This is a genomic window from Pseudonocardia sp. GCM10023141, from assembly GCF_042653605.1.
In genome coordinates this window covers 82,253-108,510 of record NZ_JBHSIR010000062.1, presented here as the reverse complement: position 1 = coordinate 108,510, position 26,258 = coordinate 82,253, and the positions used below count along the sequence as shown (strand labels likewise).

Sequence of the window (26,258 nt, the reverse complement as noted above, 5' to 3'; positions counted from 1 at the left end):
TCAACGATCACCTGCAGCTACCAAAGCTGCCACGCCGTCACACCACCGGGTTCGACAACACCCTCTCAGTCGTTCTCGACGACGGTGATCGCTTCGCTGGGGCAGTCGTAGGCTGCTCGCTTGGCCGCGGCGAGACCGTCCGGTGCCACCGTGTGGCTGCTGAGGACGACCAGGCCGTCGTCGTCGATGTCGAAGAGGGTGGAATCGGCCAGCACGCAGTTGCCGTAGCCCTGGCAGACGTCGCGGTCGGCCTTGATGGTGATCATGAGCTCTCCCGGATCAGTGCAGGCGCGCGGCGACCTCGTCGTGAAATGCGGTCAGCCGGCTCTCGGCGGTGTTGAACATGTTGCGGCGGAAGCCCTTCGACCCGATGACCTTCGCGAAGTCGTTGATGACGCCCGTGTCCTCGTCGAGCACCTCGAGGAACTGCTTCCAGTCACGTTCGGTGCGCCGAGCCCACTTCTCGTCGGTCATGCCGTCCGGCGCCGGCCCGTTGAGCTGGTAGGCGCACAGGACGGTCTCGTCGGCCGAGACGGGCCAAGCCGACCACATCTGCAGGTGGGTGGGGAAGCAGCTGAAGATCGTGTTGGGGAACACCAGGTAGTGGCAGATGTGGTTGCGGCGGTGGTCGGCCGACTCCACCTTGTCGGTGAGGCCGCGCACCGGCAGCGTCATCCAGGAGTGCGGTGAGGTGATCTTGAGGACGGCCTCACGCCACAGCACGACTCCGCCGAGCGTCTCGGGGTGGGTGAAGGGCACGTGCCAGGTCTCGTTGAAGGCGTCGACGACGATCTTCCAGTTGGCCTTGAGCACAGCCGTTTGCCGGTGGACGGTGGTGTAGCTGTCCAGCCCGTAGCCGGACAGCTCCTCGCCGATCTCGCCGAGATAGGGGACGAGGTCCGGGATGTCGTCGGCCAGGGTCATCCAGATCCAGCTGCCCCACTCGACGACGCGCACCGCGGGGGAGCGCAACCCGGCCAGCTCGGCCTCGTCGAAGGAGCCGCGCAACGGGACCGCGCCGACGACGCCCTCGAGGTTGTAGACGAAACCGTGCCAAGGGCATCGGAACTTGCCGGTCGGGCAGCTGCCCGCGCCGTCGACCAGCCGGGCCCCGCGATGCTGGCAGACGTTGTGGAACGCCGCGACCGACCCGTCGTCGAGCCTGGTGACCACGACCGACTGGCCGAGCTGCTCCCACACAGCGTAGTCGCGTGCTGCCGGCACGTCCGAGGACGGGAACACGGGGTACCAGGCCCGCAGCAGCACGTCCTCGATCTCACGCCGGTACCGGGCGGGGTCGCGGTAGGTCTGTGCGTCGAGCAGCGAGGGTGCCAGCGGATACTGCATCTCCGCAGCGGTCATGGCGGTGTCGCGCTGGGGTGAGGTCTGGGTCATGGGGCCTCCTCGACCGGTGCGACGGGTATTGAACAATCATTTGTTTACAGGCTAGGTCCGGGCCCGTCGCGCTGTCAACCGAGCCCGTGATGGCCGGGACGTGGCTGTGCGGGTGTGGGCGTTGACACCCTGTGATTTGGGCCGCTACAGTCGAAACAACTGATTGTTTGTTCGCCACGAAGGCACGGACCACCGGGCCGGCGACTCGTTCCCGAGGTCGCCCTGCCCGACGCCGGTGTGTGCTCGTCCCTGGTCGGCTCCGACCGTCCGACCCGATGTCCCCGATGAAGGAGGCACCAACAGAATGGCCTACAAGTCCCAGGAGACCGTGTTCACGGCTCCCACCCAAGAGGACGTCGACGAGTCCATCCGCAAGTACGGCCGTGACATCTACAACGACTTCGACCTCGACGACCCGGTCTTCAACGACCGGAACTCCGAGATCATCGACGACCTGGTGGAGAAGTGCCCGGTCGCGCACAGCAAGACCGGCAACGGCTACTACCTGGTCTCGCAGAACAAGCTGGTACGCGAGGTCGGGCAGGACTGGCGCACGTTCTCCGCGGCCGGGGGCTACATGCCCAACCGTCCCGACGGCCTGCCCTACCTGTTCCCGGAGGAGTGCGACCCGCCGCTGCACACCGCATGGCGTTCCGAGCTGAACCCGTTCATGGGCCCGGGTGTCATCAAGGACTACGACGCCCAGATCCGGTCGGACGCCAACGCCCTCATCGACTCGTTCATCGACAAGGGTGAATGCGAGTTCGTCAGCCAGTTCTCCGCGGTGCTGCCCGGGTGGGCCTTCTTCAAGAACGTGCTCGGGGTGCCGATCGCCGACCTCGACAAGCTGGTCGACGGCGTCGAGTCGGGCACGTTCTCACCTGATCTCGAGGAGCGGGGCGCGAAGTTCGGGTTCGTGTTCCAGTACCTGGGCGAATACCTGAAGCAGCGCTCGGAGGAGCCGCCGCGCGGCGACATGGTGGACATGATCGCTGCCGGGGTCACCTACGACGACGGCACCACGTCGCCGTGGGAGGACCGCGTCTCGGTCCTCGTCGACATGACCTTCGGCGGCATCGCGACCACCACCTACGTCATCTCGTCGGCCATCAACTGGCTGGCCGAGAACCCCGAGGCCAAGAAGTTGCTCCTCGACGACCCGGACACGTACATGCCGCGGGCGATCGAGGAGTTCGCGCGGGTGTTCGCGCCGGTGGTGGCGCTGGGTCGGACCTGCACGAAGGATGTCGAGCTCGGCGGTCGCGACCTGAAGAAGGGCGACTTCGTGATGATGGTCTACGCAGGCGCCTCGCGGGATCCCCGCGTCGTGGAGGACGCCAAGACGATCGACATCACCCGTGAGACGGTGCTGCACTCGGCGTTCGGTGTCGGCATCCACCGGTGCATCGGCTCGAACCTCGCCCGGCTCGAGCTGCGGGCGACCTTCGAGGAGTTCCTCAAGCGCATCCCGGAGTACCGCGTCGTCGAGGAGCCGACCTACGTGAGCGGGTACCTGCGCTCGATGCGGACGCTGAAGCTCGCCTGGTGAGGAGTGCGGCGTGAAGGTCCACATCAAGCTCGGCGACGACGGTGGCCAGCAGGGCTGCACGGGCCACGCCCGGTGTGCGGCGATGGCCGGCGACTTCTACGAGGTCGACGACGAGGGATACAACCTCCGCCGCGGCGAGACGGTGGATGTCCCGCCGGACATGGCGGAGACGGCCCGGTTCGGTGCCACCGTCTGCCCGGAACGGGCCATCGTCGTCGAGGACTAGCACGAACGGAAAGACGCGAAGACCACCACGAGGAGACTTCATGGGACAGCTCGACGGCAAGGTCGCCCTGATCACGGGAGCGGCACGCGGCCAGGGACGGTCGCACGCGATCCGACTGGCGCAGGAGGGCGCGGACATCATCGCGATCGACATCTGCGGGCAGATCGAGTCCGTGTCGTACCCGATGTCGACCCCCGACGACCTGAAGGAGACCCAGCACCAGGTCGAGGCGCTGGACCGGCGGATCGTGACCCAGCAGGCCGACATCCGCGACCTCACAGGGCTGCGCGCGGCGGTCGCGACAGGCGTCGCCGAGCTCGGACGGCTCGACATCGTCAGCGCCAATGCCGCCATCTGGTGCGTCCACCCCGAACAGCAGCCGAAGGATCCCGCCGTGCGCGCGGCGATCTGGAAGGACACGATCGACACCAACCTGACGGGCACCTGGCACACGCTCGAGGCGACCGTGCCCATCCTGGTCGAGCAGGGCCAGGGTGGCGCCGTCATCATCACGAGCTCGACGGCCGGGCTGAAGGGCTCGACCTACAACGACCTGTCGCTCACCGCGTACGTCGCGGCTAAGCACGGTCTCACCGGGCTGATGCGCGGCTACGCCAAGGACTACGCGCAGTACTCGATCCGGTTCAACACGGTGCACCCGACCGGTGTGCACACGCCGATGCCGGAGAACGAGATCATGGCGGGCCGGATCGAGAGGGACCCCGACCTGCTCGCGGTCATGGCCAACGCGCTGCCGGTGGACGCCGTCGATCCGGTGGACATCAGCAACGCCGTGCTGTACCTCGCTGCCGACTCCGGCCGCTATGTCACCGGTGTGGCATTGTCGGTCGACGCGGGGTTCAACGTGTCGGCCGCAGGCTGACGTTCGCGCGAACCGGCACGTGAGGTGGGTGCGCCGATCCGGCGTACCCACCTCGGTCCTCATGCACAGGAGAAGATCGTGAACGAGAGCCGCTTGCTGTGACGACGACATCGGTCTCCGCCCGCGACGAGATCGCCGCGGCGGTGGTCGGGCGCTCGCGCGAGCTGAACTTGGTGCTGGCCGCGGTGGCCGCGGGGCGCGACATCCTACTGGAGGGTCCGCCTGGCACGTCGAAATCGACGATGCTGCGCGCGATCACCGCGAACTGGGGCGTGCCGTTCGTGCTGGTGGAGGGCAACGCCGAGCTCACGCCGGCGCGGCTGGTCGGGCACCACAACCCGGCCAGGGTGCTGCGCGAGGACTACTCGGCGGAGAACTTCGTGGCCGGCCCGCTCGTCGAGGCGATGCAAGCCGGCGGGTTCCTCTACATCGAGGAGCTCAACCGCGCGCCGGAGGACACCCTCAACACGTTGCTGGGGGCGATGTCCGAGCGGGCGGTGACGGTGCCGCGCGTCGGCACGATCACGGCCCGCTCGACGTTCCGGGTGCTGGCGTCGATGAACCCGTTCGACAACGTGGGCACCGCACGGATCTCCGACTCGGTGTACGACCGGTGGTGCCGTCTCGCGGTGGGCTACCAGGACGCGGCCGAGGAGGCCGACATCGTCGCGGTCCGCACGGGCTGCGCCGACCGGGCCCTGATCGACGACGCGGTGGCGCTCACCCGGGCGAGCCGGATCCATCCCGAGCTACGCCGCGGGTCGTCGGTACGGGGCGCGATCGACCTGGTCGCGATCGCCGTCGAGCTGGAGAAGCTGGGCTCGCATCCCGACCGGGAACGACGGATCCTCGACGCCGCGTTGCTCGCGTTGTCGGCGAGGATCGGCGTCGACGAGGCGTCGGACGCCAGCCCGGAACAGGTGATCACCGAGATCTGGGAGAGCCATTTTTTCTCCGTCCCCGGCGGGCAGCGCCGGGACCGCACCGCCTGAAGGTCGACAACGCCGTCGCGCTGCCCACCGCCGAACCCGGTGAGCGACGGAGCCTGGATCCCTTGCGGCGCAAGCCCAAGCGGCTCGCGGAGGCGCCGACCGTGTTCGAGGCGGGCAAGGGCTCGCCGGTGGTCGCCGAGCTCGATCCCGACCGCACCGGCGCGGTCGGCGCCGGGCCCGGCGGCGGCCAGGGCGTTCTCGTCACCACGCAGGCCGCCCGTCGTCGCGAGCTCGCGGAGCTGCTGGCGGACGGGCCCGTCGACCACGAGGTGGCCGCCATGGCCCAGCGCATCGCCCGGCGGCTCTCGATCCGGCGCCGGCCGCGCGACGCTCGTGCCGAACGGGGGACGGGCGCGCTGGCGTCGGTGCCCTACCGCTACCGCTCCGACGACATCGACCTGGACAAGACGATCGAGGTGCTCACCGAGCGGCCCTTCCCCGCCGACACCGACATCGTGGTTCGCGAGCGGATGAGCCCGCGCCGCGCGGCCGTGCTGATCGTGGACGTCTCGGGGTCGATGCGCGGCGAGAAGGTGCGCATCGCGGCGGCGACCGTGGCGGCGCTGTCGGCCGATCTCGGGGGAGCGGGCGATCAGCTCGCGGTCCTTGCGTTCTGGTCGGACGCCGCGCTGCTCAAGCCGCTGACCACGCCCGCGACCTCGGCCAAGCTGCTCGACCAGCTGCTGCGCATTCCGGCCCGCGGGCTCACCAACGTCGGGTTCGGGTTGCAGGTGGCGCACGCCGAGCTGGGCCGCTCGGCGGCCCGGCGACGCACCGCGGTGCTGCTGACCGACGCCGTGCACAACGCCGGTCCCGATCCGCGGGCGATTGCGCGGCGCTTCGCCGAGCTGCACGTGCTGCTCGAGACCGACGGCGAGCACGACGCCCCGCTGGCCCGCGACATCGCGCGCCTCGGGCACGGGCGCCTCGCCCCGGTGCACACCCACCGCGACGTCGCCCCGGCCCTGAACCGCCTGCTCACGACCTGAGCGCTCCCACACTTGTTGAAAACAACTGTTTGTTGTTAACGTCTCCGCGGGGTGCTCGACGACGAGGAGGCGGCCGTGGTCCACGCAGGAGTCCCGTTGCTCGGCCACGGCGACCCGGAGCCGTTCACCGTCGCCGTGTCCGACGCCGACCTCGACGATCTTCGCTCCCGGCTGCGGCGCACCCGCTGGCCTGCCGACGCGGGGAACGCCGACTGGTCCTACGGCGTGGAGCGGTCGTGGTTGCAGGACCTCGTGGGCTACTGGGCCGAGGAGCACGACTGGCGCGCGCAGGAGAAGGAGATCAACACCTTCCCCCAGTACCGGGTCGACATCGGCGGCACGCCGATCCACTACGTCCACGTCCGCGGCAAGGGGCCCAACCCGACGCCGATCATCCTGTCGCACGGCTGGCCCTGGACGTTCTGGGACTGGCGCAAGGTCATCGGCCCACTCACCGACCCGGCCGCCCACGGTGGCGACCCGGCCGACTCCTTCGACGTCGTCGTACCGTCGCTGCCGGGCTTCGGGTTCTCGGTGCCGCTGACCGGCACCGGATTCGGAGCCCGCGCGATCGCCGACCACTGGCACGTCCTCATGACCGACGTGCTCGGCTACGACCGTTACGCCGCGGGCGGCGGGGACTGGGGCTCGACCATCACCGGCGAGCTCGGCCACGGCTACCCCGAGTCGGTGATCGGCGTCTGGCTGACGCTGCCGAACGTGCCGGGGGTGCGGCTGTGGGACGTCACCGGGGACGACTTCGAACCGGACGAGCAGTGGATGTGGGACCGCTGCCTCGCGGCGCGACCCACGATCACCAGCCACTCCACCGTGCACCGCAATGAGCCGCAGACCCTGGCGTACGCGCTGACCGACTCGCCTGCCGGGCTGGCCGGCTGGATCCTCGGGCGGCGCAAGAACTGGGGTGACTGGCGCGCGGTCGGGGACAGCGTGTTCGACCTGTTCGACCGCGACTTCCTGTGCACCACCGCGTCGATCTACTGGCTCTCGGGATCCATCGGGTCCTCGATGCGGATCTACCACGACCACTACACGAACAACCTGCCGCCGCCGCCGCGCCACGACCGCACGCCGGCGATCGGCGTGCCCACGGCGTTCGCGGTGTTCCCGAAGGAGCTGCTGCTCCTGCCCCGGAAGGTCGCGGCCGCCGCGTGCGACCTGCAGCGCTGGACCGTCATGCCCCGCGGAGGTCACTACCCGCCTGCCGAGCAACCCGATCTGGTCGTCACCGAGCTGCGCGAGTTCTTCCGCGGCAGAGACTGAGGTGTCCCCGATGCACAAGCACACCCCCGAGATCACCGCCGACGAGCGCGCGAACCTGCTGGACGAGGCCCGCCAGCTCGGCAAGACGTGGGAGCCCATCGGCCGCGAATGCGATGTGGAGAACCGGTTCCCGATCGAGACCGTTCAGGCGTACAAGCAGAGCTCGATCACCGCCATGTCGGTGCCGAAGAAGTGGGGCGGCCTCGGCGCCGACATGCTCACCGCATCGCTGGTCGGGCGGGAGCTGGCCAAGGGCGACCCGAGCATCGCGCTGGCCTACAACATGCACCAGGCGATGGTGGGCATCTTCCGCAACACCCCGGCCCTCGGCGAGGACATCCGGGAGTCGATCATGCGGCGGGTCGCCGAGGACCGGGCCATCCTCTGTGGACCGTTCAGTGAGGCGCGGGCCGGGCTGTCGGGGCTGGCCGACACCGTGGCGATCCCCGATCCTGCGGGCGGGTGGCGGATCACCGGCAACAAGAACTGGTCGACCCTTGTCGAGGGATCGGACCTGATCGCGCTCAACGCCACCGTCACCGACGCCGACGGCACCATCCCCGAGGACTTCCGCGAACACGCCCAGCGGGAGACCTGCTTCGTGATCCCGAAGCTGTCGGACGGCCTCACGATCGACCACACCTGGGACACGATGGGCATGCGCGCCACCGGCAGCCACACCATCGTCATGGAGGGTGTGTACGCCGCACCGGAGACGAACGCCGGCAACTTCCGGCAGGGCCTCGTCGGTGAGGCGGAATGGGCGGCGATGCTGTTCGGCGGCGTCTACCTCGGGCTGGCCGACAAGGCGTACGAGGCGGCGCGGGAGATCCTCAAGGAGAAGCACCTCGGCGCCACGCTCGGTGCGCAGGACACCGACGTCAAGCAGGTGGGCTACGTCCAGTACCTGCTGGGGAAGATGCGCGGCGAGCTCGATGTCGCCGAGCGGGTGCTGGAGGCGACCGGGCAGATCGCGATCGACGGTCGCTACGAGGAGTGGCCGATCAGCGTGCGCAAGGCCAAGTGGGACCTGGTGAAGGTCGTCACGACCGAGACCGGCATGAGCATCACCGACGAGGCCTTCCGGCTCGTCGGCGGCTCCGCCTTCCGTCGCGGCCACATCCTCGAGCGGCTCTACCGCGACGCGCGCGCCGGATACCTGCACTCGTTCACCACGAACCAGCTCTACGACTACTGGGGCAAGTTCGAACTGGGGCTGATGGGTTGAGGGGGCTGGGCTGATGTCACTCAAGTTCGGTGTCTTCTATCCGCCGCAGAACGTCGTCGGGCTCAATCCCACCCTCGCGCTGCGCCGCTCCGTCGAGCTCGCCGTGCACCTCGACCAGCTCGGTTTCGACGAGATCTGGTTCGGCGAGCACCACTCCGGCGGCACCGAGCTGTCCGCGTCCCCGGAGCTGATGATCGCCGCAGCTGCCGAGCGCACCACCCACATCCGGCTCGGCACCGGGGTCATCTCGCTGCCCTACCACCACCCGTTCCAGGTGGCGGCGCGGATGGTGCAGCTCTCGCACCTGACCCGGGGCCGCGTCATGTTCGGCGCGGGGCCAGGGCAGCTGCCGACGGACGCGGCCATGTTCGGGATGGACGCCACCGCGCTGCGCCCGCGGATGGAGGAGGCGCTCGACGTCATCGTCCGCCTGCTGGCGGGGGAGACGGTCACCGCGAAGTCCGAGTGGTTCAACCTCCAGGAAGCGGTGCTGCAGCTCGCGCCCTACGGCGACCTCGAGACCTCGGTCGTCGGCACCGTCTCGCCGTCGGGACCGAAGCTCGCCGGTCGCTACGGGCTCGGGTTGCTCTCGCTGGCCGCCACCGATCCGACGGGCAACGACCAGCTGCCCGTGCACTGGGGGATCGTGCAGGAGGAGGCCGCGCGGCGCGGGCGCACCGTCGACCGCTCGCGGTGGCGGCTCATGGGCCCCATGCACATCGCCGAGACCGAGCAGCGGGCTCGCCGCAACTGCGACTACGGCCTGCGCTGGCAGTACGAGTACCTCTCGCACATCACGCCGTCGGCGATCGCGGTGCCGGACACCACCGACGAGCTCGCCGACGTCCTCAACTCCACCGGGCGCGGCGTCATCGGCACCCCGGACATGGCCGCCGCGCAGATCGAAAGACTCGTGGAGCGCTCCGGCGGCTTCGGCACCTACCTGTTCCAGGGCGCCGACTTCGCCAACTGGGCCGACACCCTGCGCAGCTACGAGCTGTTCGCCGAGGAGGTCATCCCGCAGTTCAACGGCCACCTCGCGCCGGTCATGAAGTCCTACGAGCACGTACTGGCCGAGACCGAAGCCAACCGTGCCGCTACCACCGCCGCCCGCTCCGCCGCCACCGCGCAGTGGCAGCACGAACGGGGACAGCACGAGCGCGGCGCGCGCTGAAGGAGATCTGATGTCCAGCGATACCGACGTGAGCAGTGCACCGGAGCTGCGTGCGTCCCGGTCCCGGGTCGTTGTCTCGTCCCTGCTCGGCTCGACGATCGAGTGGTTCGACTTCTACATCTACGGCGCCGCCAGCGCCCTGTACTTCGCCACCGAGTTCTTCCCGAACGCCGACCCGCTCGTCGGGGTGCTGGCGTCCTTCGCCGCGCTGGCGGGCGGCTTCCTCGTCCGCCCGATCGGCGGCCTGATCGGCGGGCACATCGGCGACCGGTACGGCCGCAAGAAGGTACTCGTCGCCAGCATGATCGTGATGGGGATCAGCACCGTACTGGTCGGACTGCTGCCCGGCTACGCGACGATCGGGGTCTGGGCGCCGCTGCTGCTGGTCGTGCTGCGGGTGGTGCAGGGCCTCGGCGCCGGGGCGGAGTGGGGCGGCGGCGTGCTCATGGTCGTGGAGCACTTCGCCAAGGGCCGCCGCGGATTCTGGGGCAGCATCGGTGTGCTGGGGGTCTACACCGGGATCACCCTGTCGACATTGCTGTTCTTCCTGCTGTCCCGGTTGCCCGCTGCCGATCAGGCGTGGGCGTGGCGGATCCCGTTCCTGTGCTCGGCCGTGCTCGTGGTCGTGGGTCTGTGGATCCGACTGGGGGTGGCGGAGAGCCCGCAGTTCGTCAAGCGAACCGAGCGGCCGCGGATCCCCGTGGTGGACCTGCTGCGCCGGCACTGGCCCCGGGTCCTGATCGCGATCGCGCTGGCCATCGGGCCCGCCGTGCCGTACCAGGTCTACGTGACGTTCGGGAACTCGTACGGCAAGCTCGTCGGCTTCGACGTCTCGACGCTGCTGCTGATGCAGTTCGTCGCCTCGGTGCTGGCCATGATCATGGCGCCGGCCTTCGGGGCGCTCTCGGACGTCGTCGGGCGGCGGCCGGTGGTGATCGCCGGCTGCGTCGTGCTGTGCCCGGCGGGGTTCTGGTTCTTCAGCGCGCTGAACGGCGGCACCGTCGTCGGTGCGATGACGGCGCTGGTGGTGCTGGAGATCGGGCACTCCGCGATCTACGGGCCACAGAGCGCCATGCTGTCCGAGCTGTTCGGCACGAGCACGCGCTACACCGGTGCGTCCCTCGCCTACCAGGTCGCGGGCGCCCTCTCCGGTCTCGCCCCGCTCATCTCGGCGGCACTGCTGTTCGCCGGTGGCGGGGCGCCGCACGTGACGCTCGTGCCGGCGTTGCTGTTGCTCACCTCGGCGGGTGCGGTGGTCGCGGCGCTGGCCGCCCCGGAGACGGCAAGAGCGCCGCTCGCACCCTGACCGGCTAACTCTCAACGGCGATGGTGAGGCCGCCGTCGACGACGATCGTCTGGCCCGTAACGTAGGAGGCGTCGGGCCCGGCCAGGAAGCCGATCACGCTCGCCACCTCCTCTGGCCTGCAGAGCCTGCTGAGGGGAACCCTAGCCGACAGCTCCCGCCCGCGAGCCTCGCCCATGCGAAGGTCGAAGCCCGCGGTGCGGACGTAGCCGGGGGCGACGGCGTTGACGCGGATGCCTAGCCCGGCCCACTCGACGGCGAGCACCCGGGTCAGCGAGACGACGCCGGCCTTCGCGGCGGCATACCCCGCTCGTCCCGCCATCCCGACCAGCGCTGCCACTGACGCCATGTTCACCACGGCGGGCGCAGGCGCGGCGCGCAGCAGCGGCAGGGCAGCGCGCGAGCAGCGCAGGGTGCCGCCGAGGTTGATCTCCAGTGCCGCGTGCCAGTCTCCGTCCGTCAGCGTCGCCACCGGGCCCGACACCGGCAGCCCGGCAATGTTCACCAGCGCGTCGAGCCGGCCGAACCGCTGCCTGACGGCGGCGAGCAGCGCGTCGACGTCGGCGGTGCGGGTCACGTCTGCGCCGACAGCAAGGGAGTCCGAACCGGGGCCGTCGAGCGCGGCGCGCTCCTTCTCGGCCCGTTCGCCGTCGAGATCGGCGAACGCGATCCGCCAGCCGCGTCGCCACAGCAGGATCGCTGTCGCGAGACCGATCCCGTTCGCCGCGCCGGTCACCAGCGCGACGTTCTCCCGGACCACCACGGGCACCTCCACGACGTTGAACAAATGTTTGCTTTCGCGCCTTCCGCCAGGCTAGCGTCGAGGGATGAGCAGCGCGACCACGTACACCGGGTTGCGGGTGGTGGAGCTGACCACGACCATCGCCGGCCCCTACTGCGCGATGATCCTGGGTGATCTCGGTGCGGATGTGATCAAGGTCGAGCGGCCCGGTGGCGGCGACGACGCGCGATCGATGCCACCGCATCGCACCACCCCGGACGGTCGCGACGAGAGTGCCGTTTTCCACGCCGTGAACCGCAACAAGCGCAGCGTCGTGCTCGACCTCAAGACTGACGCCGGCCGCGAGGCGTTCCTGCGGCTCGCCGATGGCGCCGACGTTGTCGTGCAGAGCTACCGGCCCGGCGCCGCCGACGCGCTGGGCGTCGGCTTCGACGTCGTGCGCGCCCGAAACCCGCGCGCGGTCTACTGCTCGGTCTCGGCCTTCGGCAGCTCCGGTGCCGCGGCCGGGCTGCCCGGCTACGACCCGCTCATCCAGGCCTTCTCGGGCCTGATGAGCATGACGGGGGAGCCGGGCGGCGCGCCCGTCCGGGTCGCTGCGTCGCTGATCGACCTGACCACCGGCATGTGGTCGGCGATGGCTGTGATGGCCGCACTCGTCCGGCGGGACGCGACGGGAGTGGGCGAGCACGTCGGCGCGACGCTGATCGACAGTGGCTACAACCTGTTGTGCCACCAGATCATCGGCATGTACGCGACCGGGGAGGTGCCCGGCCCGCTCGGCTCGGCGTCGCCCATCACCGCCCCCTACGAGACGTTCGCGACCTCCGACGGCTGGGTCATGATCGCGGCAGGCAACAACGGGCTCTGGGCGCGGTTGTGCACTGCCCTCGATGTTCCCAAGCTGCTCGCCGACGAGCGCCTCGCCGGCTCTGCGGGACGGGTCCGCCACCGAGACGAGGTGCACGCGGCGATCCAGGAACAGGTCGGAAAGCGCGACACGGCCGGCTGCCTGGCGTTGCTGCGCGGGGCGGGCGTGCCGGTCGGGCCGGTGCACGACCTGCGGCAGGCCGTCGAGCACCCCGTTGCCGTCGAGCGCGGCATTCTGGTGGGCGAGAGTGTCGACGAGCTCCCGCTCGTGCGCCTCCCGATCGACGACGACACCGCGCACTACCGTCGACCGCCTCGACTGGGCGAACACACGGCGGAGGTGCTGCACCAGGCCGGGTTCACCGCTGCCGAGGTCGCCGGCCTGGCCCAGGTCCAGCGCCCGCCTCGCGCGTAACCGCGCCCAGCTCTAGCGGACCCGAGGCGAGGCGGCTGGGATGAGTGGCCGGCGCTTGTAGGTGACGGTGCTGACCCGGTCAGCCGGCTCGGACGGGATCGCCCAGTCGTCGGGGGCGCCGGTCGTGCTGGGGTCGTGGGCGGCGGCGGCCTCGATGACGGCTTCGACGTCGGCGACGGCGATGGCGTTGAACCGGATGCCGGCCTTGCCCGGTCCGTCCACGGCGACGACGGCGTCTTCGGGGAAACCGCATGCTGGGGATCGAACAGTCGCTGCGCACGCTCGTGACCGAAGGTGCGCAGCAGGGAACCTGGGGTCCCGGGTCGACGTTGCCGACCGAACGTGCCCTTGTCGAGCAACTCGCCGCGCCCCGCAGTGCCATCCGCCGGGCCCTGGAATCACTCGAGCGCGACGGGCTGGTCATCCGCCACGTCGGACGCGGCACGTTCCTCACCGATGCCGTGCTCACGCAGGGTGAGGCTGCGCCCGCCGACACCGGTCCCGCTGAGATCATGCAGGTCCGCCTCCTGCTCGAACCCCAGGTGGCCACCCTCGCCTCCCGCGTCGCCAACCAGGCCGACCTCGACCGGATCGGCGAGTGCCTCGCCGCCGGCGGCGGGAGCACGGACTTCGAAGGCTTACACCTGCGCCGCTGGGCGGTTGGCCGGCTGCCGAGGTCCCTGGAGACATCATCGGGGGACGATCCTCCGCAGGCTGTAACGCTCCCGGCAGCCGACGAAACGCCGGGGGAGTGGTGTCCCTGGAGGTGTGTTCGGGTTATCGAACGACTGCTGCGATGGTATCGATATAGGTTGTGGAGCGGGCATTGCTCGGACTGAGTGGGTTAGGGTGGTTCCCACTCGTGCATCGGAAAATGACAGTACCGTGCTCATGCCGGTAGGGCTGGTCAGTCGCACTCGGCTGTACTGCATGATCGGCAGTTGCCGGTTGTTCTTGAACCGTCGATCGGGTCCGCCGTTCTTGTTGACGAACTTCCAGGTTGTACCGACGACGGCGGCGTCTCCGGGAAGGCGGCCGTCCTCGATGAACCTTTCGAGGTCGGCCGCAACCGACAGTTGGTCATACGACTGCTCGGCATACACCGACCCGTCCTTCACCAGGACCCTGTCGGGGAGCAGATAGACCCATCGGGACGACGACTGCAAGGTGGGAATCGCGATGTTGCCGGCCATGTGCGGTGGACCTGCGTAGTTGTCGCAGATCAGGTGCACGTCCAGCTCGGCGGGCACGGTCTTGTCGATCGTGATCAGGAAACGTGCGGAACTCGATAGCGCGGTGCTTGCGGTGCAGCTCGCCCAGCGGGCCGCGCAGCCGGGGAGCCCCCTCGCGAGCGGAGACCAGCTTGCGGAGGGGGTTTCAACCGAGATGCGGCTTCGCTCCGTGTCAGGCCCGGACCGTCCTCTCCAGCGCGGGCTGGTCCACGTCGACCGTCGCGCGTCGGGTGGCCCAGCCTTCCGCGACGTGCGCGACGGCGCGGATCACGGCAAGGCACAGCGCCACCGACAACGCTGCGGCCCCCCATCTGGCGATCTCGGGCAGGTCGGAATAGTTGGAGACGTAGAGCGGCCAGGTCGTGGCGGCGAAGGTCAGGGGCAGGGCCGCCACGATCCGGGACCCCGCGCCCATGTTCGAGACGAACACGTAGTAGATCAGCGCTAACACCAGTGGCATCGCTGCCATCTGCACCGTTCCGCCACCGAGGTGGCCCCGCCATGCGGTCTGGCCGTAGTACGCCCACGCGTGTAGCCCCGCAGCGTTGATGATCTCTGTTGCGGCGACCGACGCGCACAGGCCGGCTGCGATCAGATAGAGGGTCCGGCGGGGCAAGCCGGCGTGCATGCGCCGCATCACCACGTAGGGAACGAGACCGACCCAGGGGATGTAGCCGATGACGAGGAACCACGGGATCGAGCGGCCGAAAGCCGTATAGGCGACTGCCGCCGGTGGCAGAACCGGATAGCCGATCTTCGCCAGCACATCGAAGATCGGTTCGTTGAAGGCACAGATCATCGCGCCGACGCAGGCGGCCACCGGCAGCGGGTCGCGGTTCCGGACGGCGAGACGGGTGGCGAGGACCACAGCGACGAGGGCGACGCTGCCGAACATCGCCAGGGCGAAGGTGGGATCGAGCGGCATCTCGTAGACAGGTGGATCAGGGATCGAGGACATGCGGACCTCCGACGTGGGCGGGTGACGAGCGGAGCGGCCACGGCCGGGTCGCTCGGTAGTGCCCGCAGGATGCGGAGCCAATGTCGACGGCCGGACAGTTGCCTCCGCGAACTGTAGGGCGAGATCCGGTCCTGATCAAGACATTGCGTACCATACCGGCACATCTGATACGCACTCTCTACTTGAGAACGTCGGCGATGCCAGCGCGTCAGGGGCCCCACACGCGACCTCTGAGGTCCCAATCCAACGAGGACGCCCGCGTAGGATTTGCGGCCCGCCCGCACTCGAGCACATCCGGCGACATCCAGCCTCTGAAGATGCGTAGTACAACAGCCTCGCCGGTACGCATCGAAGCATTTTCGCTCAGGCCGCTCGCGGTGCACCTGATCGACCAGCTCGTCGGCGTTCCGCACGAGGTGAGCAGGCCACGACACGCTCGAAGCCCGGGCCGGCCGGTTCCCGACGGATCTGCCCCTCACCTCCGCCATCACCGCCCCGTCGTCGCCGAATCCGACCCCAGCGCCCGCCGCTGACGAGACCGTGTGCGCCTCGCCGGGCCGTGCGGCCGGCGCGCTCAGGCTGGGAAATGCTTGAGAAAGGGGTCGAAGCGGACGATGTCGATCATCTCGAGGACATCGACGTCGAGGACGCCGTTCAGACTGCGCACCGATCGCTGCACGATGCCGACCAGCTGCGCGTGATCGGCCACCGCGAGGACCACGTGCAGGTCGGCGCTCCCGATCGTGGTCGCCGCAACGGCGACCTCGGCGATCGTCGACACCTTGCTGGTGACCTCGTGAAGCAGGTCGCGACGGACCTGGATCGCGAGATGGGCGATCAGGCCGGCCATCCCCACCGCGACCGGGTTGACCATCGCCACCAACTTGACCAGTTTGGCGTCCAGCAACCGTCCCAGACGCGTCCGCACTGTCCCTTCCGACACCGACAGCGTGCGACTGATCCGGCGGTTGGACTGACGACCGTCCTCCATCAGCAACTCGACGATCGCGACATCGAGGGCGTCCATCGACACGACCGGCCGTGGCAGGCGGAGGTCCTCCGTTCCTACGGCGAGGAAGGTCGTCTCCCCGAGCATCGTGACCGTGGTGGCCAGAGCGATGTCCGCGGCGACGCGGGAGATCCCCTCGACGGCATCCAGCCTGGCGCCGAGGAGATCTCGCACCTCCGCCCTGTCCGCGACGAGGAAGTAGCCCAGGACGTCGGCGGCGCCGAACACCGCACTCGCCGCGATGCACCCGGGCACCGCGCCCACCTGCCTCGCGACCTCGACGGGGTCCCGACCCGTCACGGTGATCCGACAGATCACGAACCAGTCGTACCCGGCCGCCTCCCAGTCGATGACGGCCGTGAAGACCAGGATGTTCTTCGCCACCAGGCGTCGCAGGCGAGAACCGACGGTCACCTCGCTGACGGCAACCATGCCGGCGAGCGCACGATTGCCGAGCCTGCCGTTCTGCATGAGGTGCGAGACGAGCTGCAGGTCGAGCGCGTCTAGCGTGGGGGGCTCCACAGTGGGCGACGACGGCGCCGACCCGACGTCCTTGATCCGTGCAGGAAGCCGGACGCGGACCGCGCGCTCGTCCCCGTCCGTCACGTTCGGGCCACATCCCCTCGGTCGATGTCGACGATCGTAGTTGGCCGCCCTCCGACCGGAGCCCGGCGATGACCGTAGCGCGCACTGGTCACCGGGCTCGGCGACTCGGCGCGTCGACGTGCCGCGCGGCCGAACCCGTCCGGGACGGAGGCGCCCGCCCCTCCACCGTCCCGACCCGGGTCAACGAGGCCCGGCAACCGTGACGACGTCGCCCGCGGACGTCAAGGAGGACAGGCTCGGTATTCTTTGCAGGAATGGACGCCATGGGTTATTGGCATTAGCTCAACGGTTGCAGCGGTGCTAGCCTGGTTTCGCGGCCGGTTTCGACGTCGAATAATGGTGAGATTGCGAATCGGGCATCGGTGCGCGAATCGCGGAATCGAGGACTGATGAGTGCTGGCGGGAATGCGCTTGCGGATCGGGCCGGCGAGCGCCGGCTCGAGGCCCTCATCGAGCGGCACGCCGCCCGCGAGCCTGCTGCGGTGAATTCCCAGCAGATCCTCGTCCAGGGGGGATCGGTGCTGTCGATGGACAGCGGTGTGGGCGACTTCGCCGTCGGTGACGTGTTGATCGTCGGGGACCGGATCGCCGAGGTCGGGGCCGCGATCTCCGCGCCGGGCGCGGTCGTCATCGACGCGCGCGACCACATCGTCATGCCGGGCTTCTGCGACCCGCACATCCACTGCTGGGAAGGCTCACTCGGCCGGATCATCCCCGAGAACATCCCCCAGACGACCGAGGACGCCGTCGGTGGGGCACCGGTCTCGGGCCGCAGCTACATGTACGCCGCACACCGGGCGTTCGGGCCGGCGTGCCGACCCGAGGACATCTACGCGGGAACGCTGATCACGCTGCTGGCCGCGCTCAACGGTGGGATCACCACCGTCGTCGACAACATGCACAACGCCCGCTCGCCCGAGCATTCGGACGCCGGGATCGAGGCGCTCCTCGAGTCCGGATTGCGGGGTGTGCACGCCGTCGGGCGCCCCCGCGCGGGAGCCTGGGCCGAGTCGTTCCCCGCGGATGCCCGGCGGCTGCGGGACCGGTACTTCCGCGGCGCCGACGACCTGTGCTCGATGCGGCTGTACGCGGCCGGTTCCGACAATCTCACCGACCTCCTACCTATTCGCAAGGAGCTCGATCTCTGGTTCTCCTTCGACAGCGGGATCGAGAAGCAGGATCTCGCGGCGTTGTACACGGACGGTTCTTTCGACGGGCGGGAGGCGATCAACCACGCGAACTTCCTCGCACCCGAGCAGCGACGGCACGTGATCGACAACGGTGCGCAGGTGAATGTGTGTCCGCGCATCGAGAGCCAGTTCCGGTACGGCCGGATTCCCTACAACGAGTGGGTCGAACAGGGGCTGCGGCCGGGCCTGAGCAACGACAACCCGATGACCTACGCGATCGACATGTTCGCCGAGATGCGCACGCTCTACCAGATGCAGCGGGTCGACCAGCACCGCTGCGGGAGCGTCTCGGCCACGCTGCGGGAGATCCTGCAGTCCGCCACGCAGCAGGGCGCGAACAACTGCGGCGTGGGGGACGTCGCGGGCTCCCTGACGCCGGGCAAGAAGGCCGACCTCATCCTCGTCGACACCTCGGCGCCGCACCTGTTCCCGCGCAACAACGTGCTGGCCTCTGTCGTACAGGGCGCCGGGGTCGAGTCCGTCACCGCCGTGCTGGTGAACGGCCGGGTCGTCAAGTGGGACGGCCGCCTGATCGGCGTCGACCTGGACCGGGCCCGGCGCCGGGTGCAGGAGTCCCACGATCACCTGATCGACGCCGTGAACTGGCCGCACGCTGCCGTCGACTTCGACGACTGACCCGACGGGCCGGTCGGCTCCACCGCCTCGCGTGCCTCGGTGTCCGCCCGACGGCGACGCACTCACAGAAGGATGCTCTGCAATGACGCGATCATCGTCGGCCGAGGCCGAACGGAGAGCCAGGCGCAACATCCGCCTGGGTTCGTTGGGCGCCGCTCTCGAGTACTACGACTTCGTCGTCTACCTCTACGTGGCGACCCTGATCGGCCAGGCCTTCTTCCCGGCGGACCTGTCGCCGACGATGCGGCTGCTCCAGACCCTCGGCGTCTACTCGATCGGCCTGCTGATCAGGCCGGTCGCGGGAATCCTCATCGCCCGGGTGGCCGACCGGGTGGGACGCAAGCGCATGTTCATCCTGACCGTCGCCGTGATGTCGGTGGCCACGCTGCTCATCGGGTTGCTGCCGACCTACGACCACATCGGCTGGCCCGCGCCGGTGCTGCTGTTGCTGCTGCGCGTCGCCCAGGGCTGCGCGGTGGGGGGCGAGCTCCCCGCGGCCGCGGTCTTCGTCACCGAGCACGCCCGGCCGGACGGTGTCGCGCGGGCGGGTGCGTTCCAGCAGATGACGGCGTACAGCGGGTTCCTGCTCGGCGCAGGGGCGGCGTTCGTGGCGGGTCTCGTGGCGACGCACCTGACGCCGGACCTGCCTTCGCTCGCATGGCGTCTCCCATTCCTCGTCGGCGGGTTGCTCGGTGTCGTGTCGATCTACCTCAGGCGCCGGATCGACGAGACGCCGGCGTTCGTCAGCGAGACCGTCGAGGAGGGGCGGCGTCCGGCTGCGCCGGTTCGTGAGGTGCTCGGCAGGCACCGCAGGTCGGTCCTGTTCGCGGTCCTGCTCGTCGTCGCGCTGACGCTGGTCAACATCACCTACTTCAACTTCTGGGCGATCTACCTCCAGACTGCTCTCGGCTACACCCCGACGACGGCGCTGATCGCCAGCCTGATCTCGATCGCGGGAGCGATGGCGTCCATGCCCGCCTGGGGCTACGTCGCTGACCGGTACGGCTGGAGCCGGATGCTGTTCTGGGCGGGAGTGTCGACCGCGGCGACGACGGTGCTGCTGCTGATGGTCGTCCCCACGCTGCCTCCGGGGTCGGAACTCGCCGTGTGGATCCAGCTGCCCGCCGCGTTGACGGCGGGTGGGATCGCGGCCGCCGTCCCGGGCATGGTCTCGGTGGTCTTCCCGACCGAGGTGCGCCAGACCGGCTACTCGGTCCCGTACAACATCGTCGTCGCCGTACTGGGCGGCTTCCTCAACCTGATCCTGGTGTGGTTGGTGGCGAGCGTCGGCCTCGGGGCGCCGATGTACGTCGTGCTGGTCGCGTGCATCCTGACGATCGTCGCGTCCTTCGCCGTCCTGCGGGTCCCCATCCATCTCGGCCGGGGCGCCCGGCCGGTCGGTGGGTTCTCGACGGCCGCTGTCGCCACGACCGCCGGCGACGCGGCGGTGACCGGATGAGGTGGGTCACCTACGAGGCGGGCGACGGCGTCCGCACCGGCGTCATCGACGGAGAGTCCGTTCGTGGGCTCGCCGCGGGCGCGACCCTGGAGGGACTGCTGGCCGACGACGCTCTCGCCGAGGCGGGAGAGGACGCGCGGCGTGCGCCCGCAGAGGTCCGGGGGCTGGACGCGGTTCGGCTGCTCGCCCCGTTGCGCCGTCCGCCGTCGGTGCGGGACGGCCTGTGCTTCCTCGACCACCTCCGCGGGTGCTACAAGGCACTCGGCCGCGACGTCGAGCTGGCCGAGGTGTGGTCGCAGAGCCCGGCCTTCTACTTCGCGAACGCGGACGCGATCGTCGGGCCGTACGACGACGTCCCGATCGCGCCGGGTTCGACGATGTTCGACCTCGAGCTGGAGGTCGGGGCGGTGATCGGGCGCGGCGGCCGTGACCTGCACCCGGACCGGGCCGAGGAGCACATCGCCGGATTCACCCTCTACAACGACTGGACCGCGCGGGACCACCAGGTCGTGGACATGGCCCAGGGCATCGGCATGGCGAAGAGCAAGGACAGCGCGATCACGCTGGGGCCGGCGCTGGTCACCGTCGACGAGCTCGAACCGCACCGCCGCGACGGGCGGCTGGTGCTCGAGCTGTCCGCGACGGTCAACGGTGTCGAGCTGACTCGCGACACCCTCGACCGGATGGACTGGACCTTCGGCGAGCTCCTCGCCTACATCTCGCGGGGGACCGACCTGCGGCCCGGGGCGGTGATCGGGTCCGGCACGGTTCCCGGTGGCTGCCTGCTCGAGCACGTCGACACCGCCGAACTCGGGGACTTCACGGGCTGGCTGCAGCCGGGGGACGTGGTGGGCCTCAGCGGGGTCGGGCTGGGGGAGACGCGGCAGACGGTGACCGAGGGGATCGACGTCGTGCCGCTGCGCGCCGCCGGCCGACCGCGCTGACCAGGGAAGGACGAACTCGATGAGCTTCAGTTTCCGGCGGGTCGTGACCGGCCACTCCGAGGACGGGAAGGCCGTCGTCAGGTCCGACGAGATCGTGGGCTCGGCTCCGCGCCTGCCCGGCTACGAGGCGCGGGTCGTGTGGTGCACGGGGCAGCTCCCCGCCAGCAACGACGAGGACGGCTTCGACGACGGCACCCCCGGTCCCCGGGGCGCACGGGTGCTCTTCCGCGTCGCGGAGTTCGATCCGGCGGCGGCCGAGCACACGAACATGCACCGCACCGAGACCCAGGACGTCGCCCTGGTGCTCTCGGGTCGGCTGGACATGGTCCTCGACAGCGGTGAGGTCGTCGAGCAGCTGACCGCGGGCGACGTCCTCGTCCAGCGGGGCACCATGCACTCCTGGGTCGCCCGGGGCGACGAGCCGGTCCGGGTGCTGTTCGTGCTGATCGACGCGCTGCCCGTACGGATCGGCGACGTCGTCCTCCGGGAGGACCTGTCGGCGCTGGCCGGACGGGCCTCGCCCATGCCGCAGGGCGGCGACCCCGGATGACGGGCTCGCCGGGTGCGCCGCGGTTCACCGCGGTGGACGTCCACGCGCACCACCTGGGGCCGGGGCTCCCCGCCCTGCCCAGCGGAGCACCGCGACTCGTCCTGGAGGACGGCGGCGGACGGATCGTGCGGGGGGACGGCGGCTCCCGTGCCGTGCCGCCGGCGCTGTGGCACCTCCCGACGCGGTTGGCGGAGATGGACCGGGTGGGCCTGTCCCATCAGGTGATCTCGCCGGTCCCGGAGATCATGGAGCAGGCGTGGACGGACGATCCCGCCTACGCCCGCGCCGTGAACGACGCGATCGCGACGGCCTGCCGGGCGGCGGACGGTCGGCTGATCGGCCTCGGGTGCCTGCCCCGGTCCGATCCGGCGACCGAGCTGGCCCGGTGCCTGGACCTCGGCCTGCGCGGTGTCGAGATCGGCACCCGGATGGACGGCCACGACCTGGACGCCGCGCAGCCGTCGGTGGTGTGGACGATCTGCGAAGAGGCGGCCGCATGCGTCCTCGTGCATCCCGTCGATCGCGGGCGCGGGGTGCTGCACCGGTCCGGGCCGCAGCTCGAGATCGGGCTCGGCATGCCGGTGGACGCCGCGGCCGCGGCGTTCGCTCTGGTGTTCGGGGGCGTCCTGGAGCGGCATCCCGGCCTGCGCGTCGCGCTCACCCACGGGTGTGGTGCCTTTCCGTGGGTCTATCCACGGCTGCGGATGGCGGCGGACGACGGTGTCCCCGACCGGTGGGACGCCCTGGTGCGGAGGATGTTCGTCGACACGCTGGTCCTGGATCCCGAGCAGGTGCCGCTGCTCGCGCACCGGTTCGGGGCCGATCGGCTGCTCCTGGGGACCGACAGCCCGTTCCTGCCGGAACAGCTCGACGAGGCGGCGCGGATCGCCGATGCCCTGCCGGACCCGTGGCGTCGCGCGGTAGCGGTGCACAACGCTCTCGCCTTTCTCGGTCTTCCTCCGGATCCCCACCGGGGCGACGATCCGTTCCACACACCCGACCCGAGGAGGAGTCCTTGCCGGACATCGAAGACACCGTCGGGCGCTGGCTGAGCGAGTACGCCGCGCCCGGGGCGACCGTCGCGACCCTGCTGTGCGACCGACACGACCCCGACGCCGTCGCGTTCCGGTTCGTGGACGAGGGCCTGGCCGGTACGACCATGACCTACGGCGAGCTCGCCGACCGGTCCCGGCGGCTCGCGACGGCCCTCGCCGAGCGCGGGGTGAAGCGCGCGGAGCGGGTGGCTGTGCTGATGTCCAAGCGGCCCGAGCTCGTCGTCACCCTGCTGGCGATCTGGCGGCTGGGCGCCGTGCACGTGCCGCTGTTCACGGCCTTCGCCGACGGCGCGATCCGTCTGCGGGTGGAGAGCGCGGCGGCGCGGCTGGTCGTCACCGAGCCGGAGCAGCGGGCGAAGCTCGACTCCCTCGCGGGCGTCGACGTGATCGAGACCGGCGTGGACTTCGACCGCCTCGTCGCCGACAGCACCCCGTCGACCACGTCCGAGGTCGTCGGCGGCGACGGCGCCTTCCTGCAGCTCTACACCAGCGGTACGACCGGGAAGCCGAAAGGCGTCGTCGTGCCCGTGCGAGCCCTCGCCGCCTTCCACAGCTATCTGCACTACGGGCTCGACGTGCAGGCGGGGGACGTCTACTGGAACGCGGCGGACCCCGGCTGGGCCTACGGGCTCTACTACGGCATCGTCGCGCCGCTCGTGGGCGGGCGGGCCAACCTGCTCTCCCGCGGGGCGTTCACCCCGGAGTCGACGGCGGCGGTGATGCAGGGGTTCGGCGTCACCAACTTCGCCGGCGCCCCCACGATGTATCGGGCGATGAGCAAGTCGGCGGCAACCGGCCGGATCGCGCTGCGCCGGGCCTCGTCGGCCGGGGAGCCGCTCACCCCGGACGTGGTGGAGTGGGGGGAGACGACCTTCGGGGTCCCGATCGGGGACCACTACGGCCAGACCGAGCTGGGCATGGTCATCGGCAACCACTGGCACGACGACGTCGTGCGGCCCATCCGGGCCGGCTCGATGGGACGTCCGCTACCCGGCTTCGTCGCCGGCCTGGTGGACGGCCAGATCGCGATCGACGCGTCCGCGAGCCCGCTGTTCTGGTTCGACGGCTACCAGCACGAGCCGGACAGGACGGCCGAGCGCTTCGCCGAGGCCGGACGGTGGTACCTCACCGGCGACACCGGCCGTGCGGATGACGACGGGTACTACTTCTTCACCGCCCGCGACGACGACGTCATCCTGGCGTCGGGGTACCGCATCGGTCCCTTCGACGTCGAGAGCGTGCTGATCACCCATCCCGCCGTCACCGACGTCGCCGTGGTCGGCAGGCCGGACCCCGAGGGCATCCGCGGGGAGATCGTCGAGGCGTTCGTCGTCACGAGCGCGTCGCCCGATGCGCGCGACGCGCTGGCCCGGGACCTCCAGACCCTCGTCCGGGACACCTACTCGCGCCACGCCTACCCGCGGGTCGTCCACTTCGTCGAGGCGCTGCCGAAGACGCCGAGCGGCAAGATCCAGCGGTTCCTGCTGCGGCGCGGCTGAACGCCCCACCCTGTCGGCGGTGGACCGTTCCGGCAGCATTCCTGGATGGAATACGGTCGCGACGGTGGCGCAGATCCGCCAGGAACGGGTGACGCGATGGACGTGCGGCAGTTCCAGTCCTTCTCGGCGATCGTGCGCGAGGGGAGCTTCAGTCGCGCGGCCCGGAAGCTGCACGTCGGCCAGCCGGCGCTCAGCAAGCAGATCCAGGCGCTCGAGCGGGAGCTGGGCGTCGAGCTGCTGGTCCGGCTGCCCGACGGCGTCCGCCCGACGGTCGCCGGCACCCGTCTGTACGAGATGGCCCAGACCCTCCTCACCTACTTCGACGACATCAGGTCGGCGGTGCGGGAGGCTGCCACGTCGCTGGTCGGCACCGTGCGACTCGGCCTGTCACCGTCACTCGTCTCCGCACTGGCGGGCTACCTCGAGGCGAGGTTCGCCGAGGAGCATCCGCAGGCCCGCGTCGAGATCGTCGAGGCGCTGCCGATGTTCCTCGGGGAGCGGGTCGAGGAGGGACGGCTGGATCTCGGCATCTTCACCCACCAGTCCGAGCACACGAACCCGCACCTGTCGGTCACCGAGATCGGATCCGACGAGATGCTGCTCGTGGGGAAGCCGGGCACGCTCTGCGGCATCGGGGACCACGTCACCCCGAGCGTGCTCCAGTCCCTCCGGCTGGTCCTGACCCCGGGATTCCGCGATCTCCTGCTCGCGAGCGTGGAGCCGGGCCAGGTGCCGGGCGACATCGGTTCCCGGACCGACTCCATCCATCTGGTGCGAGACATCGTGGCCCGGGGTGAGTACTGCTCCGTCCTGCCGTACACCTTCGTCCGGGACGACCTGGACGCAGGCATCCTCACGGCGATGGCGTTCGCGCCCGTGTTGGAGCGACAACTCGTGGCGGTGACCCGTGCGGGACGCCAGCCCGCGCCCGCCGTGCGTGTCGTCATCGAGATGAGCCGTGTCCGGCTCGGCGAGCTCGCCGAGCACCGTCGATCGACTCGACCAGGTCCAGTCGGGTCTAGCGGTCATGGCGCAGATCTCGCGTTCTGAATCACTGCGCCGAGGCCGAGCCGCCGACGACCATGGGCGAATGCCGGGACGATCACGCGCTCGCCCGGTCGAGGACGACGGCGAACTCGACGGTGCGGAAGGGGTTGGGCATGCCCGACTCGGCGGCCCGGGCCGGGTCGTCGATCGTCGGGAACTCCCGCACGAGGCTCTCCTTCACCCCGAACACGGCGTCGGAGTCGAGGTAGGGGCTGCCGTCGACGAACAGGTGCGTGGTCACGGTGCGCATCCCCGGCGCCGAGACCTCGAAGTGGATGTGCGCGGGTCGGTTCGGGTGCCGGGACGTGGCCTGCAGCAGCGTGCCGACCGTGCCGTCGGACGGGATCGGGTAGTACCGCGGGACGATCGTGCGGAACCAGAACCGGCCCTGCTCGTCGGTGGTGAACAGGCCCCGGAGGTTGTCCTCGGCCGCGAGATCGGGCTGCTGGACGTCGTAGGAGCCATCGGCGTCCGCCTGCCAGACATCGACGCTCGCCCCCGGCAGGGGGCGTCCGTGCGCGTCGGTGACGGTGCCTTCCACCAGGCAGGGGTCGCCCTCGGCGGCGCCGCAGATGCGCGCGCCGAGCTCGCGTGGGGGCGAGTCGACCATGTGGAACGGTCCCTCGACCGTCGTCTCGGTCAGCACCCCGTCGGAGCGGTTGTTGATCGTCTCGACCAGCATGGAGGCTCCCAGCACGTCGGACAGCAGGATGAACTCCTGCCTGGTGTCGGTGCACAGCCGGCCGGTCTCGGTGAGGTACCGGATCGCGGTCTCCCACTCGGCCCGCGTGAGCTGGACGTCCTTGATGAACTCGTGCAGGTGCCGGACGAGCGAGACGATGACGCGCCGCAGCCGCGGGTCGGGGGTCGAGGCGAAGCTCGCCGCCACGACCTCCACGGACCGAGCTTCGGAGAACAGCTCGCCTGCCTTGGCCGCGGTGCGGTCCGGTTCGTCGTCCATGGTGTCCTCCTGGCGGCCTGCGAGCGTGCGGGATGCCGGCCGATTGTCGGCAGGCGCGGAGGCTC

The 26,258-nt window shown here is 70.0% G+C and carries 25 protein-coding genes; 18 read left to right on the top strand and 7 right to left on the bottom strand.

Features of this window, described 5'->3' with window-relative positions:
• Positions 1 to 65: 65 nt before the first annotated feature.
• Both ACFPFQ_RS35195 and ACFPFQ_RS35190 read right to left on the bottom strand, forming a co-directional pair.
• Complete coding sequence (locus tag ACFPFQ_RS35195) at positions 66 to 266, bottom strand: ferredoxin (protein WP_379626761.1); 201 nt, start codon at positions 264 to 266, stop codon at positions 66 to 68.
• A 13-nt stretch (positions 267 to 279) separates the two neighbouring features.
• A complete protein-coding gene (locus ACFPFQ_RS35190) occupies positions 280 to 1,395 on the bottom strand; it encodes an aromatic ring-hydroxylating oxygenase subunit alpha (RefSeq protein WP_379626759.1) in 1,116 nt (371 codons plus the stop codon).
• A gap of 304 nt (positions 1,396 to 1,699) precedes the next feature.
• On the opposite strand from ACFPFQ_RS35190, the gene ACFPFQ_RS35185 reads away from it, so the two are divergent.
• From ACFPFQ_RS35185 to ACFPFQ_RS35145, 9 genes are all read left to right on the top strand, one after another.
• Positions 1,700 to 2,944, top strand: coding sequence for a cytochrome P450 (locus ACFPFQ_RS35185; RefSeq protein ID WP_379626757.1), 1,245 nt, complete (start codon positions 1,700 to 1,702; stop codon positions 2,942 to 2,944).
• Between the two features lie 10 nt (positions 2,945 to 2,954).
• Complete coding sequence (locus ACFPFQ_RS35180) at positions 2,955 to 3,170, top strand: ferredoxin (protein ID WP_379626754.1); 216 nt, start codon at positions 2,955 to 2,957, stop codon at positions 3,168 to 3,170.
• Positions 3,171 to 3,210: 40 nt separating this feature from the next.
• Positions 3,211 to 4,053: a mycofactocin-coupled SDR family oxidoreductase gene (locus ACFPFQ_RS35175; protein WP_379626752.1), complete on the top strand. Its 843-nt coding sequence runs from the start codon at positions 3,211 to 3,213 to the stop codon at positions 4,051 to 4,053.
• A gap of 98 nt (positions 4,054 to 4,151) precedes the next feature.
• The gene (locus ACFPFQ_RS35170; protein ID WP_379626750.1) at positions 4,152 to 5,045 is read left to right on the top strand and encodes an AAA family ATPase; all 894 of its coding nucleotides are present in this window, start codon (positions 4,152 to 4,154) and stop codon (positions 5,043 to 5,045) included.
• Positions 5,046 to 5,107: 62 nt separating this feature from the next.
• Positions 5,108 to 6,034, top strand: a complete 927-nt coding sequence (locus ACFPFQ_RS35165) for a vWA domain-containing protein (protein WP_379626748.1) — start codon at positions 5,108 to 5,110, stop codon at positions 6,032 to 6,034.
• Between the two features lie 51 nt (positions 6,035 to 6,085).
• Complete coding sequence (locus ACFPFQ_RS35160; protein WP_379626746.1) at positions 6,086 to 7,318, top strand: epoxide hydrolase family protein; 1,233 nt, start codon at positions 6,086 to 6,088, stop codon at positions 7,316 to 7,318.
• 10 nt (positions 7,319 to 7,328) lie between these two features.
• Positions 7,329 to 8,546 (top strand): acyl-CoA dehydrogenase family protein, encoded by a 1,218-nt coding sequence (locus ACFPFQ_RS35155; RefSeq protein ID WP_379626744.1) that lies wholly within the window; start codon positions 7,329 to 7,331, stop codon positions 8,544 to 8,546.
• Between the two features lie 13 nt (positions 8,547 to 8,559).
• Entirely contained in the window at positions 8,560 to 9,720 is a 1,161-nt protein-coding gene (locus ACFPFQ_RS35150) for an LLM class flavin-dependent oxidoreductase (protein ID WP_379626742.1), read from the top strand.
• Between the two features lie 10 nt (positions 9,721 to 9,730).
• Positions 9,731 to 11,026: an MFS transporter gene (locus ACFPFQ_RS35145; protein ID WP_379626740.1), complete on the top strand. Its 1,296-nt coding sequence runs from the start codon at positions 9,731 to 9,733 to the stop codon at positions 11,024 to 11,026.
• Positions 11,027 to 11,030: 4 nt separating this feature from the next.
• Here ACFPFQ_RS35145 and ACFPFQ_RS35140 read toward each other — a convergent pair whose 3' ends face one another.
• On the bottom strand, positions 11,031 to 11,798 hold the full coding sequence (locus tag ACFPFQ_RS35140; protein WP_379626738.1) for an SDR family NAD(P)-dependent oxidoreductase: 768 nt from the start codon (positions 11,796 to 11,798) through the stop codon (positions 11,031 to 11,033).
• A gap of 52 nt (positions 11,799 to 11,850) precedes the next feature.
• On the opposite strand from ACFPFQ_RS35140, the gene ACFPFQ_RS35135 reads away from it, so the two are divergent.
• Positions 11,851 to 13,047, top strand: a complete 1,197-nt coding sequence (locus ACFPFQ_RS35135) for a CaiB/BaiF CoA transferase family protein (RefSeq protein WP_379626736.1) — start codon at positions 11,851 to 11,853, stop codon at positions 13,045 to 13,047.
• Positions 13,048 to 13,059: 12 nt separating this feature from the next.
• On the opposite strand, the gene ACFPFQ_RS35130 is transcribed toward ACFPFQ_RS35135, so the two are convergent.
• Positions 13,060 to 13,269 (bottom strand): hypothetical protein, encoded by a 210-nt coding sequence (locus tag ACFPFQ_RS35130; protein WP_379626734.1) that lies wholly within the window; start codon positions 13,267 to 13,269, stop codon positions 13,060 to 13,062.
• 29 nt (positions 13,270 to 13,298) lie between these two features.
• On the opposite strand from ACFPFQ_RS35130, the gene ACFPFQ_RS35125 reads away from it, so the two are divergent.
• Complete coding sequence (locus ACFPFQ_RS35125; RefSeq protein ID WP_379626732.1) at positions 13,299 to 13,886, top strand: FadR/GntR family transcriptional regulator; 588 nt, start codon at positions 13,299 to 13,301, stop codon at positions 13,884 to 13,886.
• Between the two features lie 565 nt (positions 13,887 to 14,451).
• On the opposite strand, the gene ACFPFQ_RS35120 is transcribed toward ACFPFQ_RS35125, so the two are convergent.
• Both ACFPFQ_RS35120 and ACFPFQ_RS35115 read right to left on the bottom strand, forming a co-directional pair.
• Positions 14,452 to 15,237, bottom strand: coding sequence for a hypothetical protein (locus ACFPFQ_RS35120; protein WP_379626730.1), 786 nt, complete (start codon positions 15,235 to 15,237; stop codon positions 14,452 to 14,454).
• 574 nt (positions 15,238 to 15,811) lie between these two features.
• Positions 15,812 to 16,852, bottom strand: a complete 1,041-nt coding sequence (locus ACFPFQ_RS35115) for an Lrp/AsnC family transcriptional regulator (RefSeq protein WP_379626728.1) — start codon at positions 16,850 to 16,852, stop codon at positions 15,812 to 15,814.
• Between the two features lie 389 nt (positions 16,853 to 17,241).
• Here ACFPFQ_RS35115 and ACFPFQ_RS35110 point away from each other — a divergent pair, with 389 nt between their 5' ends.
• The 7 genes from ACFPFQ_RS35110 (at position 17,242) to ACFPFQ_RS35080 (ending at position 25,235) form a co-directional block, all read left to right on the top strand.
• Positions 17,242 to 18,678: an amidohydrolase family protein gene (locus ACFPFQ_RS35110; RefSeq protein ID WP_379626726.1), complete on the top strand. Its 1,437-nt coding sequence runs from the start codon at positions 17,242 to 17,244 to the stop codon at positions 18,676 to 18,678.
• A gap of 82 nt (positions 18,679 to 18,760) precedes the next feature.
• The gene (locus ACFPFQ_RS35105; RefSeq protein WP_379626724.1) at positions 18,761 to 20,137 is read left to right on the top strand and encodes an MFS transporter; all 1,377 of its coding nucleotides are present in this window, start codon (positions 18,761 to 18,763) and stop codon (positions 20,135 to 20,137) included.
• Entirely contained in the window at positions 20,134 to 21,081 is a 948-nt protein-coding gene (locus ACFPFQ_RS35100; protein WP_379626723.1) for a fumarylacetoacetate hydrolase family protein, read from the top strand. The genes ACFPFQ_RS35105 and ACFPFQ_RS35100 overlap by 4 nt, the downstream gene beginning before the upstream one ends.
• Positions 21,082 to 21,100: 19 nt before the next feature.
• Positions 21,101 to 21,631 carry a cupin domain-containing protein gene (locus ACFPFQ_RS35095; protein WP_379626721.1) on the top strand — a complete coding sequence of 177 codons (531 nt, stop codon included), beginning with the start codon at positions 21,101 to 21,103 and terminating at the stop codon, positions 21,629 to 21,631.
• Positions 21,628 to 22,683 carry an amidohydrolase family protein gene (locus ACFPFQ_RS35090; protein ID WP_379626717.1) on the top strand — a complete coding sequence of 352 codons (1,056 nt, stop codon included), beginning with the start codon at positions 21,628 to 21,630 and terminating at the stop codon, positions 22,681 to 22,683. Before ACFPFQ_RS35095 ends, ACFPFQ_RS35090 begins: the two co-directional genes overlap by 4 nt.
• Entirely contained in the window at positions 22,647 to 24,185 is a 1,539-nt protein-coding gene (locus tag ACFPFQ_RS35085) for an AMP-binding protein (RefSeq protein WP_379626715.1), read from the top strand. Before ACFPFQ_RS35090 ends, ACFPFQ_RS35085 begins: the two co-directional genes overlap by 37 nt.
• A gap of 96 nt (positions 24,186 to 24,281) precedes the next feature.
• Complete coding sequence (locus ACFPFQ_RS35080) at positions 24,282 to 25,235, top strand: LysR family transcriptional regulator (protein WP_379626714.1); 954 nt, start codon at positions 24,282 to 24,284, stop codon at positions 25,233 to 25,235.
• Positions 25,236 to 25,287: 52 nt separating this feature from the next.
• Here the strand turns inward: ACFPFQ_RS35080 and ACFPFQ_RS35075 are convergent, their stop codons facing one another.
• Positions 25,288 to 26,193: a dioxygenase gene (locus ACFPFQ_RS35075; RefSeq protein ID WP_379626712.1), complete on the bottom strand. Its 906-nt coding sequence runs from the start codon at positions 26,191 to 26,193 to the stop codon at positions 25,288 to 25,290.
• Between the last annotated feature and the right edge of the window lie 65 nt (positions 26,194 to 26,258).